This window comes from Hydrogenophaga sp. L99 (assembly GCF_058731905.1).
Map to the genome: position 1 here is coordinate 3,988,414 of NZ_CM178972.1, position 12,708 is coordinate 4,001,121.

The 12,708-nt window shown below is 64.2% G+C and carries 13 protein-coding genes; 3 read left to right on the forward strand and 10 right to left on the reverse strand.

Annotated features, from left to right (window positions below):
- Positions 1-55: 55 nt before the first annotated feature.
- The 7 genes from AC4QBL_RS19090 to AC4QBL_RS19120 form a co-directional block, all read right to left on the reverse strand.
- On the reverse strand, positions 56-1,333 hold the full coding sequence (locus AC4QBL_RS19090) for a TRAP transporter large permease (protein ID WP_472900625.1): 1,278 nt from the start codon (positions 1,331-1,333) through the stop codon (positions 56-58).
- Positions 1,330-1,836: a TRAP transporter small permease gene (locus AC4QBL_RS19095; RefSeq protein WP_472907691.1), complete on the reverse strand. Its 507-nt coding sequence runs from the start codon at positions 1,834-1,836 to the stop codon at positions 1,330-1,332. Before AC4QBL_RS19095 ends, AC4QBL_RS19090 begins: the two co-directional genes overlap by 4 nt.
- An 83-nt stretch (positions 1,837-1,919) precedes the next feature.
- Positions 1,920-2,894, reverse strand: a complete 975-nt coding sequence (locus AC4QBL_RS19100) for a TRAP transporter substrate-binding protein (RefSeq protein WP_472907690.1) — start codon at positions 2,892-2,894, stop codon at positions 1,920-1,922.
- A 94-nt stretch (positions 2,895-2,988) separates the two neighbouring features.
- A complete protein-coding gene (maiA, locus tag AC4QBL_RS19105; protein ID WP_472900622.1) occupies positions 2,989-3,630 on the reverse strand; it encodes a maleylacetoacetate isomerase in 642 nt (213 codons plus the stop codon).
- On the reverse strand, positions 3,627-4,328 hold the full coding sequence (locus AC4QBL_RS19110; protein WP_472900621.1) for a fumarylacetoacetate hydrolase family protein: 702 nt from the start codon (positions 4,326-4,328) through the stop codon (positions 3,627-3,629). Before AC4QBL_RS19110 ends, maiA begins: the two co-directional genes overlap by 4 nt.
- A 189-nt stretch (positions 4,329-4,517) precedes the next feature.
- Positions 4,518-5,555, reverse strand: a complete 1,038-nt coding sequence (locus AC4QBL_RS19115; RefSeq protein WP_472907689.1) for a cupin domain-containing protein — start codon at positions 5,553-5,555, stop codon at positions 4,518-4,520.
- Between the two features lie 22 nt (positions 5,556-5,577).
- Positions 5,578-6,783, reverse strand: coding sequence for a 3-hydroxybenzoate 6-monooxygenase (locus AC4QBL_RS19120; RefSeq protein WP_472907688.1), 1,206 nt, complete (start codon positions 6,781-6,783; stop codon positions 5,578-5,580).
- 109 nt (positions 6,784-6,892) lie between these two features.
- On the opposite strand from AC4QBL_RS19120, the gene AC4QBL_RS19125 reads away from it, so the two are divergent.
- Positions 6,893-7,372, forward strand: coding sequence for a MarR family winged helix-turn-helix transcriptional regulator (locus AC4QBL_RS19125; protein ID WP_472900618.1), 480 nt, complete (start codon positions 6,893-6,895; stop codon positions 7,370-7,372).
- A gap of 116 nt (positions 7,373-7,488) precedes the next feature.
- Here AC4QBL_RS19125 and AC4QBL_RS19130 read toward each other — a convergent pair whose 3' ends face one another.
- Both AC4QBL_RS19130 and AC4QBL_RS19135 read right to left on the reverse strand, forming a co-directional pair.
- Positions 7,489-8,610, reverse strand: coding sequence for a CNNM domain-containing protein (locus AC4QBL_RS19130; protein ID WP_472907687.1), 1,122 nt, complete (start codon positions 8,608-8,610; stop codon positions 7,489-7,491).
- 177 nt (positions 8,611-8,787) lie between these two features.
- Positions 8,788-9,141, reverse strand: a complete 354-nt coding sequence (locus tag AC4QBL_RS19135; RefSeq protein ID WP_472907686.1) for a hypothetical protein — start codon at positions 9,139-9,141, stop codon at positions 8,788-8,790.
- Positions 9,142-9,295: 154 nt separating this feature from the next.
- Between AC4QBL_RS19135 and pyk the strand changes: the two genes are divergently transcribed.
- The gene (gene pyk / locus AC4QBL_RS19140; RefSeq protein ID WP_472900616.1) at positions 9,296-10,729 is read left to right on the forward strand and encodes a pyruvate kinase; all 1,434 of its coding nucleotides are present in this window, start codon (positions 9,296-9,298) and stop codon (positions 10,727-10,729) included.
- Between the two features lie 52 nt (positions 10,730-10,781).
- On the opposite strand, the gene AC4QBL_RS19145 is transcribed toward pyk, so the two are convergent.
- Positions 10,782-11,351, reverse strand: a complete 570-nt coding sequence (locus AC4QBL_RS19145; protein WP_472900615.1) for a phosphatase PAP2 family protein — start codon at positions 11,349-11,351, stop codon at positions 10,782-10,784.
- Positions 11,352-11,519: 168 nt separating this feature from the next.
- Between AC4QBL_RS19145 and fba the strand changes: the two genes are divergently transcribed.
- Positions 11,520-12,584, forward strand: coding sequence for a class II fructose-bisphosphate aldolase (fba, locus tag AC4QBL_RS19150; protein WP_472900614.1), 1,065 nt, complete (start codon positions 11,520-11,522; stop codon positions 12,582-12,584).
- Positions 12,585-12,708 lie beyond the last annotated feature (124 nt).

Consider the following 12,708-nt stretch of genomic DNA (forward strand, 5'->3'; position numbering starts at 1 on the left):
GGCGCAACGCGTGGCTTTCGCCGGCGTGTTGCTGCCGGCACCGCTCCGCCAGGGCTTACCGCCCGGCCGTGACCGCTGGCAGCCAGGTGGACAGTTCGGGCACCGCCGCAATCAGCACCAGCGTGAGCATCACCGCCAGCAGAAACGGCACAGTGGCCTTGAACAGCGGACCCATGCGGATGTTGGCCTGCACCATGGCGATGTAAAGCCCTGGGCCCACCGGCGGTGTGACCAGCCCGATCACCGTGGCCACCGTGCAGACCACGCCGAAGTGGATCGGGTCGATGCCCAGGGTGTTCACCACCGGCATCAGTAGCGGCACCACCACGATCAGCACGCTGATGCTTTCCAGGAACATGCCCAGCACCATCAGCATCGCGATCACCAGCAGCAGGAACACAAAGGGCGAATCGGTCAGGCCCTGCATGGTTTCCACCACCAGGTCGGGCACGCCCTGAAAGGCGAGCACCCAACTCAGCACCGAGGCCGCGGCGATCAGGCCGGTGATGGTGGCGGTGTTGGTGGCCACACCCAGCAAGATGCCGCCGAGGTCGCGGACCTTGATTTCACGGTAGGCAAAGCCCAGCGCCAGCGAAATGATGGCTGCCACCGCACCCGATTCGGTGGGCGTCATCACGCCCAGCATGATGCCGGCGATGACCACCACCGGAATCACGGCAGGCACCAGGCCTTCGAGCAACACCTTGATGGACCTGGAGCGCTCGCTCTTGCTGCCGGCCGGCAAGCCGGGGCCAAACACGCCGTGCAAAAAAATCACCAACGCCAGTGCTGCCACCATCAGCAGGCCGGGCACGATGCCGGCGATGAACAGCGGGGCGATGGGCTGCACCGCCACCACGCCGTAAATGATCATCAGCATGGACGGCGGGATGATGGGCCCCAGCAGGCCAGAGGTGACCGTGACCGCGCCCGAAAACGCGCGGTTGTAGCCCATGCGTTCCATGGCCGGGATCATCACCTTGCTCATCACGCCGATCTGCGCCACCGCCGAGCCCAGAATGGACGCGGCCATGGCGTTGGTGAACAGGTTGGCGTAGGCCAGGCCGCCCTTGAGGTTGCCCACGAGCACCTCGGCCACGGCGATCAGGCGCTGCGTCAGGCCCGCCTTGTTCATGATCTCGCCCACCAGCAAAAACAGCGGAATCGCCAGCAGGCTGTTGATTTCCAGCGCGCCGTAAAACTGGATCGGTACCGAGTCGTACAGCACGGCCAGGTCGTTGGTGGCCATGAAGGCCAGCGCGCCCGCCAGGATGGCGCCCACAATGGGCAGGCCGGCAAACAGCAGGCCAAAGAAAACGATCAGGGTGATCATGCGGCGGTTCCTTTGAGCAGGGCGCGCGCGTGGCGCAAGATGGCGGCGAACTGGTGAAAGGCCATACAGGCCATGGCCAGCGGCAGCGCCGAATAGTTGTACCAGCGCGGCAGCTGGGTGGTGGCGCCCAGTTCCATGCGCACCTCGGGGCGGTTGACCCATTCCCAGCCCAGCACCGCCAGGAACAGCAGCAGCGCCAGCAGCACCGCACCCAGCACGGCCATCAGGGCGTGGCGGGCGCGTGCGGGCAGGGCGGCGGGCAAAAAGTCGATGCTCACCAGCTGCCCGCTCTGCACCAGCAGCGACAGGCCAAACAGCGTGACGAACACGAGCAGCTGCACCGACATTTCTTCGGCCCAGAAGATCGGTGCGCTGAAGAAATAGCGCATCACCACCTGCGTCATCATGATGCCGGCAATGCCCGCTGTCAGCGCGATCACCGCGCCGCGTTCCAGCTGCATGAGCCAGCGGTCCAGGGTTTGTATGGGGGCGTACAGGGGCATGGTCGGTCTTGGGTTCAGATGGTCAAAAGCAGACAGGGCCCTGACGGGCGCTGTCTGCGGTACGGTGGCCGGAGCGGGCCGGTTTACAGGCCTTTGGCCTGCTTGTAGAAGTCCGCAATCAGCGGGTTTTTGCTGGTGTACTTGTCGCGGATCGGCCCCGCCACTTTCTGGAACGAGGCGATGTCGGCATTGACCACCTTGGCGCCGTCGGCCTTGGCCTTCACCAGGTTGCTGGCGTCGGCGTCGATAGCGGTCTTGAAGCCCCATTGCTCGGCGTCGGCCACTACCTTGGTGAGCATGGCGCGCTCGGCGTCGCTGCGGGTGGCCAGCCATTTCTTGGACACCACGATCACGGCCGGGAAGGCCATGTGGTTGGTCAGCGTGAGGTTGGGCGCCTGCTGGTGAAACTTCAGGCCCACCAGGGCGTCCAGGTCCACGTCCACCGCGTCGAGCAGTTTGGTGGTCAGCGACGGCGCCACTTCCGACAGCGGCATGGCGGTTGGCGCGGCGCCGTTGGCGTTCCACCAGTCGTTGTAAATGGGGCTGGGGAACGAGCGCACCTTCTTGTTGGCCAGGTCTTTGGCCGATGCCACGGGCTGCAGCGACAGCACGTGGCGCATGCCGGCAAAGGTGTAGCCCAGGCCCACCAGACCGTGCTGGTCCAGGCGCTTGAGCATTTCTTTGGCGGCCGGCGTGCTGGCGGCGCGGGTGGCGTGGGCCACGTCCTTGAACACATAGGGCAGCGACCAGGCCAGGAAGGACTCTTCGCGGTTGGACAGGCCGCCCACCGTGAACACGCCGAGCTGCTGCGCGCCGGCCTGCATCAGGTTGATCATCTGGGCTTCGTTGCCCAGCTTTTGCAGCGGGCTCACCGCCACCTTCATCTTGCCGCCTGAAGCCTTTTCCAGGTCGGTGGCGATCTTTTCAGACACTTGGTGCCACACGTGCGTGGGCGGTGTGATGTGGCCGAGCTTCAGGGTCTGGGCGCTGGCGCCGCTGGCCAGGGCGGTCAGGGTGAGGGCGGCGGCCAAGCCGCGCAGGGTCTGGGTGAATGTCATGGGTTTCATGGGAACGCTTGGGACAAAGCAGCGGCCTCAGCGCGCGTGGCGCCGAAGCCTGCTGCGGGTTGAAAAAGGGGTGGCTGGACGGGGCTCAGGCCGCGTCGGGCTGCGCGGCCGGTGCCGCGCGCTTGAACGCGTCGAGTTCGCTGCAGGCCTGGTCGATGGCGCTGATGAGCGGCCAGCGCGACAGGTCCACCTTGAAGCGGCGCGCGCTTTCCACCTGGGGAATCAGGTACACGTCGGCCACCGTGGGCGCGTTGCCAAAGCTGAACGCGCCACGCGCCGTGTCGGCCGCCAGCAGGGCCTCGTAGGCGTCAAAGCCGGCGCTGATCCAGGTGGCGCACCAGGCGTTCACCGTGGCTTCGTCGGCGTTGAACTGCTTGCGCAGCGCTTCCAGAATGCGGCGGTTGTTGATGGGGTGGATGTCGCAACCCACGATGGCCGCGAGCGCACGCACGCGCGCCCGATCGCTGGCACCGGCGGGCAGCAGCGCGGGCGTGGGGTGCGTTTCTTCCAGCCACTCGATGATGGCGGGCGACTGGATCAGCACTTCGCCGTTGTCCAGCGCCAGCGCAGGCACCAGCATCTGCGGGTTCACCGCTTTGAAGGCGTCTTTCAGATGCTCTTCTTTGCCCAGGTGCACCGCCAGGTACTCGGCGCTCAGGCCTTTGAGATTGAGCGCAATGCGCAGGCGGTGCGAGGTGCCGCTGCGCCAGAAGTTGTAGAGCTTCATTCCGCAGGGCCCACCGTCAGTGCAATCTCGGCCACGCCTTCCACACGGCCGGTGATCTGGTCACCCGCCACCACCGCGCCCACGCCTTCGGGGGTGCCGGTGTAGATGATGTCGCCAGGCTGCAGGTGGTAGTAGGTGGACAGGTCGGCAATGATTTCGCGGATGTTCCAGATCAGCTTGTTCACGTCGGACGACTGCTTGGTGGCGCCGTTGACTTCCAGGGCGATTGCGCCGTGTTCGATGACCACGCCTTCCATGGGCACGATCTCGGAGCACACCGAGCCTTCTTCAATGTCCTTGCCCGTGTCCCACGGACGGCCCTTGTCGCGGGCCACCAGCTGCAGGTCGCGGCGGGTCATGTCCAGGCCGGCGGCGTAGCCGTACACCAGCTCATGGGCGTTGGCTTCGCTGACGCGAAAGCCGGGCTTGCCGATGGCCAGTACCAGTTCCATCTCAAAGTGGTAGTTGCTGGTGCGCGGCGGGTAGGTCACGGTCGCACCGCTTTCCACCAGGGTCTGGGGCGACTTGGTGAAGTAGAACGCCTGCTCGACGCTCTTGTCGACCGGGCGGCCCATTTCAACGGCGTGTGCGTGGTAGTTGCGACCGACGCAGAAAATGCGGTTGATGGGGAAGCGCTCGGTCTTGCCACGGATCGGCAGCGACTGGACGGCGGGCGGGGTGAAGAGGTATTGGGTCATGGTGATCGGGTGCTGGAGAGGTTCAAGTCAGGAAATTTGGGCTGGTGTCTCGGTCTGCGCGGTGCCACAGAACACTGTTCGCTCTGGGCTTGTCGAAGGGCTCCCACCTTGTGGGCACGAGGGCTTCGACAGGCTCAGCCCGAACGGGCGTGTTGGGTGGTGGGCGCTCAATCTGGCCCCGGATGTGGGCTATCGCGTCTCGTACACACCCAGCTTGCGGTGCAACGGCGATTCGTCGGCGATGAAGACGAACGCGGGTTGGTCGGCCGAGCGGTTGACCAGCGTCACCGGCTCGTAGCCGGGCGCGCAGCAGGTGTCTGCCTCGACCAGGCCAAACGTCTTGCCGCAGGTGGACACGTCCACACCACCTTCAATCAGGTGGAACACCTGAGAAGGCGAGCGCGCTGGCAGCGTGAGGGTCTGGCCGGGCTTGAGCATCAGCGCGTAGAAGCCCAGGATGTTCTCTGCGTCGGTGCCGGTTTCCGGGTTCACGTAGGTCACCTGCACGCAGTCCAGCGCGGGCTCGTTCTCGGCCATGTTGACCAGCGCGGCACGCGTGTCCACCCACGGGTAGCGCAGCATGGGGTAGCGCTTGTCGCTGCGGTTGAAGACCTGCGTGGGCGCCACGCCGGCGCGGGTCCAGGCGCGGTCTCCGCTGCCTTGCTTCACGGTCTGGCGTGTGCCGTTGATGTGGTAGCTGGCTTCCATGTAGTACACCAGCGGCAGGTCCAGCACGTCGAGCCACACCACGGGGTCGGTGCCGTCGTGGCCGTGTTCGTGCCACAGCCCGGTGGGCGTCAAGATCAAATCGCCGCGGCTCATGGGGCACTTTTCGCCGTCCACCGTGGTGTAGGCGCCTTCGCCTTCCACGATCATGCGCACCGCGTTGGGCGTGTGCTTGTGGCTGGGTGCCCATTCGCCGGGCAGCAGCAGCTGCATGCCCAGGTACATGGCGGGGCTGGCCTTCATGTTTTCCAGGCCGTGGCCGGGGTTGGCCAGCACCAGCACGCGGCGCTCGGCCTTTTCAATCGGCGTCAGCTCGCCGGCTTTCAGCAGCAGTGGCTTGATCGTGGCGTAGGGCCAGTGCACGGCCTGCGTGGCGCGCGTGGGTGTGCCCGGCGGCAGCACGGCGCGCAGGCTGGGCCACAGCGGCACCAGGTTCAGCGCTTTCAGGTCGTCGCGGTAGTCCTGTGGCAGGTCTTCGAGTCGTCCGAGTTCGTGGCTCATGGGATTCTCCAAAAATAGGGATTCAGGTGCTCAAACAGTTCTTGACGTTCCAGCCATACAGCCACTCAATCGCGTCGTAAAAACGCTCTTGCGTCCGGCCCTTCCACAAGCTGTTGCGCACCAGGCGCTCGACACCGGCCGCGTGGTAAAGCCTGCCCATTTCGCGGCCGCTCAGCACGATGCGTGCGGTGCGGGTCACGCGGCTCTTCTGGTACAGCGGCAGCGCTTTTTCCCAGTCGTTGTCATGCACGCGCAGGGCCTCACCCAGCGTCACCGCGTCTTCCATGGCCATGCAGGCGCCTTGCGCCATGTACTGCGTGGTGGGGTGGGCAGCGTCGCCCAAGATCGTGGCGCGGCCAAACACCCAGGTGTCGATCGGCTCGCGGTCGGCCGTGGCCCAGCGCTTCCAGGTCTTGGGCAGCTCAATCAACTGGCGGGCCTTGGGCGCAATGCCCTGGAAGTAGCTTTCCACTTCTTCCTTGCTGCCGTCCGTCACGCCCCAGGTCTCTTGCTGGCGGCTGTGGAAGGTCACGACCACGTTGTATTGCTCCCCGCCGCGCAGCGGGTAGTGCACCAGGTGGCACTTGGGGCCGGCCCACAGGCTGGCGGCGTTCCAGCGCAGGTCTTCGGGGAAGTCGGCCTTTTCCACCACCGCCCGGTACACCACATGGCCGGTCACGCGTGGCGCGTCGTTCACGTACTGCGCGCGCACCACCGACTTGCCGCCGTCAGCACCAATCAGCGCCTGACCCAACCAGCGCTTGCCGTTTTGGTCAATTGCCGTCACGGTCTTGTTGGCTTCGTCCTGCTCGATCTTGTGGATGTGCGTGTTGGTGAAAAACTCGACCTGGCCGGTTTCCACAGCGCCTTCCAGCAACGACTTGTGCACGTCCACGCGGTGGATGACCGCATAGGGGTTGCCAAAGCGCGCCCGAAAAGCCTCGCCGGTTTCAATCTTGCCCACCTGGACTTCGTCGATGGCGTCGTGCATGACCATGTAGTCGGTGTACACGGCACGGCCCCGCGCCTTGTCGCCCACGCCCAGCGCGTCAAACGCGTGGAAGGCGTTGGGGCCCAACTGGATGCCCGCACCGATTTCACCGATTTCAGGCGCTTGCTCAAACACCTGGACCTTGAAACCCTGGCGCACCAGGGCGAGGGCGGCGGCCAGGCCACCAATGCCACCACCGGCGACCAGGACGGGAAGTTCGGACTGCGGATTGCTCATGGGGTTCTCCGTTGTAAACAATGCACACATATCATCAGTATGCTTACGATAAGTGTAATGCTAACATGGGGCGCTGAAAAGTACGGGTTAACCCTGATCTCTGCCCACCATGAAAAAAGTCCAAACCGCCAGCATCGACATCGACCTGCAGCCCGGCCACGCCATTCGCCGGCTGCATCAAATTTCGGTCGGTGTGTTTCTACAAGAAGCGGGCGACCTGGGCATCACCCCCGTACAGTACGCCGCCCTGCAGACCGTTGGCAACCAGCCGGGCATTGACCAGCGCACCCTGGCCCGCAACATTGCGCTGGACGCATCCACCACCGGCGGCGTGGTCGACCGGCTCGAAGCCCGCGGCTGGCTGGAGCGCAAGACCTCCACCGAAGACCGCCGCGCACGCCAGCTCACGCTCACCCTCTCGGGCGAACAAGCCTTGCGCGATGCGGTGCCCGTGATGCTGCGGGCGCAAGAGCAAATATTGGCGCCGCTCACCGAAAGCCAGCGGGCCACTTTCATGGAGCTGTTGCAGGTGCTCGTCACCCAAAACAACGAGCTGAGCCGCGCACCGAGCGAAACCACCGGCAAGTGATCGCGTGCGGCGGCGGTCTGTGCCTGTGGCCGGGTGAAGGGGTCACGCCAGCCGGCCAGCGCGCGGCCACGCTGGGGTTGGGTTGGGGTCTTTAGAGAGCCTGAGCGAGCCGTTTTTTAAGGCTCGTCGATCCGGATGCCCATGCGTTCGGCGCGTTTGGCCCACAGCTGGCGAGCCAGTTGCTGCATGTCTTCCACCTTGTCGCCTTCATCCAGAATTTCGATGCCCAGGAGGGTCTCCACCACATCCTCCAGCGTCACCAGGCCCTTGGTTTCACCGTACTCGCCCACCACCACGGCGATGTGGTGGCGCAGTTCCAGCAAGGTTTCAAGCAGGCGCGTGAGCGGCGTCGTGTCCAGCACGGAAATGATCTCGCGCTTGAAACTTGATATCGGGGCGTCGCCCTTGCCCTGGTTGAGCGCCACCAGCAGGTCCTCCCGCAGCACAAAGCCGTCAATGGCGTCGATGTTGGCGCTGTAGATGGGCATGCGCGAAAACGGCATTTTCTCGGGCTGGTTCAAGGCCGCCTGAACCGTCAGGTCTTTTTGCAGCGCCGACACCACGATGCGCGGCGTCATGATGGCGCTGGCCTCTACCGACTTGAACAGAAAGAGGTTGCGAATGATCTTGGACTCACGCTCGTTGATGTGGCCCTGTTCCTGGCCAATACCGGCCATGGCGACGAATTCCTCACGGCTGAAATTGTTGTGGTTCTTGCCGCCAGAAATGAGCTTGGTGAGCTTTTCAGACACCAGGATCAGCGGATACATCGTCTTGATGAGCACGTTCACAAACAACGCCGTGGGCCCGGTGAGCTGGCGCCAATACACCGCCCCCAAGGTCTTGGGAACGATCTCGGACAGGAACAGAATCAAGAGCGTCATCACCACAGAAAACAAGCCAAACCAGGCGCTGCCAAACACCGCTGTGGCTTTGGAACCCGCACCAATGGCACCCACTGTGTGGGCGATGGTGTTCACCGTGAGGATGGCCGCCAGCGACTGGTCAATCTTTTCTTCCTTGAGCCGCCGAAGGAGCTCGGCCTTTTTGGGTTGCAGTTCCTTGAGGCCGGCAATGTAGGACGGCGTGATGCTGAGTAAGGTGGCTTCTGCAATGGAACACATGAACGAAAACACCAGGGCCAGCACAACGTACAGCAGCAGCAGGAAGGCATCACCGCCCATCGAGACATTGGCGATGGCATTCAGAGACTCGGGTAACACAGTGGAAGGATCCATGACAGGGGCAGTGGTGCAAAAAATGGAAATATCGGGAAGGGACTGGGCGGCTGGACTGGGAGGACCATTGCCCGCCTGAAAGCCCAACAGTTGCGGTCCGCAGCGGTAACTGCGGCGCAAGCGAGGAAGCTCTGGGTGTGTGTTTGCAAAGGCCCATGGGCATGGACCCAAACGCCGTCAGGTGAGGGCGGTGCCGCGAGGCGGTCTGAGCAGCGTCTCAAGCGCGAGGGAAGCGGGCTTTGCACAAGCTGTGCCCACGGACTCAGGTGGGGCCAGTGTCAGATCCACAAACCCCATAGGGAGAGACAGCACGTCGGGCAGTTCCGGCTGAATATCGGCGAGTCCGTGCACCTGCGCGCCGTTAAAGAGCCCCACGCCTTGCTGGCTGTGCGTTAACTCAACCAAGGCTTGGACAGGCTGGTGTGCAGCGCGGTCAGGTGCAGCAGTCGGATGGCCTGCTGCCGCGAACGTCAAAAAGGCCATGCCCACCAAAAAGAGGAGAGCCAATAGCGTAGAGGTCCGGCGGAGCATGCCCGCATTGTAGGGCTGACGCACTGGAGCCATGGAGCGCAGCGACCCAGCTGCGGCGGTGGTGTCGGAAGCTGTAACCCCGTGGTAACTGGTTTCACAGATAATTGAAACCAAATTACAAACCCCGTTCCCATCCTTTCAGGAGACAGCTTCCATGCCGCAACGCGCCACCAAAATCGTCGCCACCCTGGGACCCGCTTCGAGCGACCCCGCTTTGCTGGAGGCCATGATCCGCGCCGGGGTGAATGTGGTGCGGCTCAATTTCTCGCACGGCAAGGCGCAAGACCACATTGACCGCGCCACGATGGTGCGCGAAGCCGCGCACCGCGCAGGGCGCGAGGTCGGCATCATGGCCGACTTGCAGGGCCCCAAGATCCGGGTGGGCAAGTTTGCTGAAGGCAAGGTGATGCTGGAGCCCGGCCAGCCGTTTGTGCTGGACGCTTCGCGCACCGAGCTGGGCGACATCCACGGTGTGGGCCTGGACTACAAAGAGCTGCCACGCGACGTGAAGGCGGGCGACACCCTGTTGCTCAACGACGGCCTGATCGTGATGACCGTGGACAAGGTGGTGGGCCCGGCGGTGCACACCACCGTGAAGCTGGGCGGTGAGCTGTCCAACAACAAGGGCATCAACAAGCAGGGCGGCGGCCTGACGGCGCCCGCGCTGACCGCCAAGGACATGGACGACATCAAGACCGCCATGAGCCTCAAGGCCGACTACGTGGCGGTGAGTTTCCCAAAGAACGCGACCGACATGGAGCTGGCCCGCCAGCTGTGCAACGTGGCGGGTGAGGCCATGGGCCACAAGCCCGCGCTGATCGCCAAGATCGAACGCGCGGAAGCCATTCCCGAGCTGGCCAACATCTTGAAGGTGTCCGACGGCATCATGGTCGCCCGTGGCGACCTGGCCGTGGAAGTGGGCAACGCCGCGGTGCCGGGCCTGCAAAAGCACATGATCAAGATGGCGCGCGAGATGGACAAGGTGGTCATCACTGCCACGCAGATGATGGAGTCCATGATCGTCAACCCGGTGCCTACCCGCGCCGAGGTGAGTGACGTGGCCAACGCCGTGCTCGACGGCACCGACGCCGTGATGCTGAGCGCCGAAACGGCGGCCGGCAAGTACCCGCTGGAAACGGTCAAGGAAATGGCCAACATCTGCCAGGAAGCCGAGAAGGCCGAATACGCCGAACTCAGCGCCGACTTCAAAGGCAAGACCTTCAAGCGCATCGACCAGTCCATTGCCATGGGCGCGCTCTTTACGGCCCACCACCTGGGCGCCAAGGCCATCGTGGCGCTGACCGAGTCGGGCTCCACCGCGCTGTGGATGAGCCGGCACAACGTGCGCATGCCGATCTACGCCGTCACGTCGAGCCTGACGGCCCAGCGCAAGATGACGCTGTACCGCAACGTGCGCCCGCTGCTCATGGACACCAGCGCCGACCGCGACACCGCCCTGGCCGACGCCGAAGCCCACTTGAAAACCCGCGGCATTGTGCACACCGGCGACGTGTACGCCATCACCGTGGGCGAACCCATGGGCTCACCGGGTGGCACCAACACCTTGAAAATCTGCCGCGCTTCTTGAGCGGTTGCGCGCCGGCTGGCGGTGCGTCCCACCCGAGGTTGGGCGCTTTCGTTCAGCGGGGTTTTTGAGCGTTGGGCTCGGCCAGGAAGCGCCGAGCCAGGCCCAGCCGCTCGCTCAGAGTGAGCGCCAGCCAGCCGCTGACGGCGCCCAGCAGCAAACCCGTGCCCATGTCTGACGGAAAATGCAGGCCCAGGTAGACCCGGCTCCAGGCAATGCACACCGCCACCGGCACAGCCACGGCCACCCAAGCCCAGCGCCACCGGGGCGCCGCAAACCAGCACAGCCCGCCGGCCCAGGCGGCGGCCATGGTGGCGTGCATGCTGGGAAAACCAGCGCTGGCCGAATGCGGCATACCCTGGAAGCCCAGGCCCATCACAAACGGCCGCACCGACGGAATGGTTTCGCGCATGCCCCGCGCGGCCAGCCAGGCCAGCGCCATGGCCAGCAACACGCCGCACACCTGCCAGCGAGCGCGCCGCCCCCAAAAAGCCAGCGGCAGCAAAGCCAGCAGGGCCACGGTCGACAGGTGCTGGCTGGCCATGCGCGCCGCTGCCAGCAGCCAGGCCGGCGAGCTGGCCGAGGCGTTGAGCAACAGAAACAGTTCAATATCCAGAGGGTTCATGCGGTTGCGCCAGCGCAGGGGCGGCTCGTTGGGTGGTGGGTGGGCGGGAGCGGTGTGGATCTGGGCGAATTTTGCATGGCCGCGGCGGCTGTCATCCGGACGCAAGCACCCGGGCGCTAAAATTCGAACGAGTTACAACCCGGTTACCAACTGCTTTTAGGGGATTTCATGGCTCTCGTTTCCATGCGCGAACTGCTCGACCACGCTGCGGCCAACGGCTACGGCATTCCGGCGTTCAACGTCAACAACCTTGAACAGGTGCAGGCCGTCATGGCGGCGGCCGACGAGGTGGGTGCACCGGTCATCTTGCAGGCCAGCGCCGGCGCCCGCAAATACGCCGGCGAGCCTTTCATCAAGCACCTGATCCAGGCCGCTGCCGAGATGTATCCGCACATTCCGCTGGTGATGCACCAGGACCACGGCACCAGCGTCAAGATCTGCCAGGGCGCGATCGACCTGGGCTTTGGCTCGGTCATGATGGACGGCTCGCTGATGGAAGACGGCAAGACCCCCGCCAGCTTTGACTACAACGTGGACGTGACCCGCAAAGTGGTCGACATGGCGCACCAATACGGTGTGACCGTGGAAGGCGAACTGGGCTGCCTGGGCAACCTGGAAACCGGTGAGGCCGGTGAAGAAGACGGCATTGGCGCCGAGGGCAAGCTCGACCACAGCCAGATGCTGACCGACCCCGAAGAAGCCGCCACGTTTGTGAAGGCCACCCAGCTCGACGCGCTGGCCATCGCCATCGGCACCAGCCACGGCGCCTACAAGTTCAGCCGCAAGCCCACGGGCGACATTCTGGCCATCAGCCGCGTGAAAGAAATCCACGCCCGCATCCCCAACACCCACCTGGTGATGCACGGCTCTTCCAGCGTGCCGCAAGACCTCCTGGACATCATCAACCAGTACGGCGGCAAGATGAAGCAGACCTACGGCGTGCCGGTGGAAGAGATCCAGGAAGCCATCAAGCACGGCGTGCGCAAGATCAACATCGACACCGACATCCGCATGGCCATGACCGGCGCGGTACGCAAGTTTCTGGCGGAAAACCCGGAAAAATTTGACGCCCGCGAATGGCTCAAGCCGGCCCGCGAAGCCGCCAAAGCGGTGTGCAAGGCGCGTTACCTCGAGTTTGGCTGCGAAGGCCAGGGCGCCAAGATCAAGGGCGACAACCTGAGCGTGATGGCCGCCCGCTACGCCAAGGGCGAGCTGGCGCAGTTGGTGAAATAAGACGCCAGCCTTGGGCGCCGAGCCTTGAAATTCGGTGCCCGCGCTTCTTGCGATAATCCGTAGGAATGGTTCAAAGCCCGTTGACTGTTCAGCGGGCTTTTTTCTTGGCGCTGTATCGCGGCGC

What these genes read in the sequence shown, in the direction of transcription:
- AC4QBL_RS19130 (WP_472907687.1), bottom strand. Translation starts at nt 8,610, where the DNA reads ATGGATCCTTCCACTGTGTTACCCGAGTCTCTGAATGCCATCGCCAAT.
- maiA (WP_472900622.1), bottom strand. Translation starts at nt 3,630, where the DNA reads ATGAAGCTCTACAACTTCTGGCGCAGCGGCACCTCGCACCGCCTGCGC.
- AC4QBL_RS19110 (WP_472900621.1), bottom strand. Translation starts at nt 4,328, where the DNA reads ATGACCCAATACCTCTTCACCCCGCCCGCCGTCCAGTCGCTGCCGATC.
- AC4QBL_RS19145 (WP_472900615.1), bottom strand. Translation starts at nt 11,351, where the DNA reads ATGAACCCTCTGGATATTGAACTGTTTCTGTTGCTCAACGCCTCGGCC.
- pyk (WP_472900616.1), top strand. Translation starts at nt 9,296, where the DNA reads ATGCCGCAACGCGCCACCAAAATCGTCGCCACCCTGGGACCCGCTTCG.
- AC4QBL_RS19135 (WP_472907686.1), bottom strand. Translation starts at nt 9,141, where the DNA reads ATGCTCCGCCGGACCTCTACGCTATTGGCTCTCCTCTTTTTGGTGGGC.
- AC4QBL_RS19115 (WP_472907689.1), bottom strand. Translation starts at nt 5,555, where the DNA reads ATGAGCCACGAACTCGGACGACTCGAAGACCTGCCACAGGACTACCGC.
- AC4QBL_RS19100 (WP_472907690.1), bottom strand. Translation starts at nt 2,894, where the DNA reads ATGACATTCACCCAGACCCTGCGCGGCTTGGCCGCCGCCCTCACCCTG.
- AC4QBL_RS19090 (WP_472900625.1), bottom strand. Translation starts at nt 1,333, where the DNA reads ATGATCACCCTGATCGTTTTCTTTGGCCTGCTGTTTGCCGGCCTGCCC.
- fba (WP_472900614.1), top strand. Translation starts at nt 11,520, where the DNA reads ATGGCTCTCGTTTCCATGCGCGAACTGCTCGACCACGCTGCGGCCAAC.
- AC4QBL_RS19095 (WP_472907691.1), bottom strand. Translation starts at nt 1,836, where the DNA reads ATGCCCCTGTACGCCCCCATACAAACCCTGGACCGCTGGCTCATGCAG.
- AC4QBL_RS19120 (WP_472907688.1), bottom strand. Translation starts at nt 6,783, where the DNA reads ATGAGCAATCCGCAGTCCGAACTTCCCGTCCTGGTCGCCGGTGGTGGC.
- AC4QBL_RS19125 (WP_472900618.1), top strand. Translation starts at nt 6,893, where the DNA reads ATGAAAAAAGTCCAAACCGCCAGCATCGACATCGACCTGCAGCCCGGC.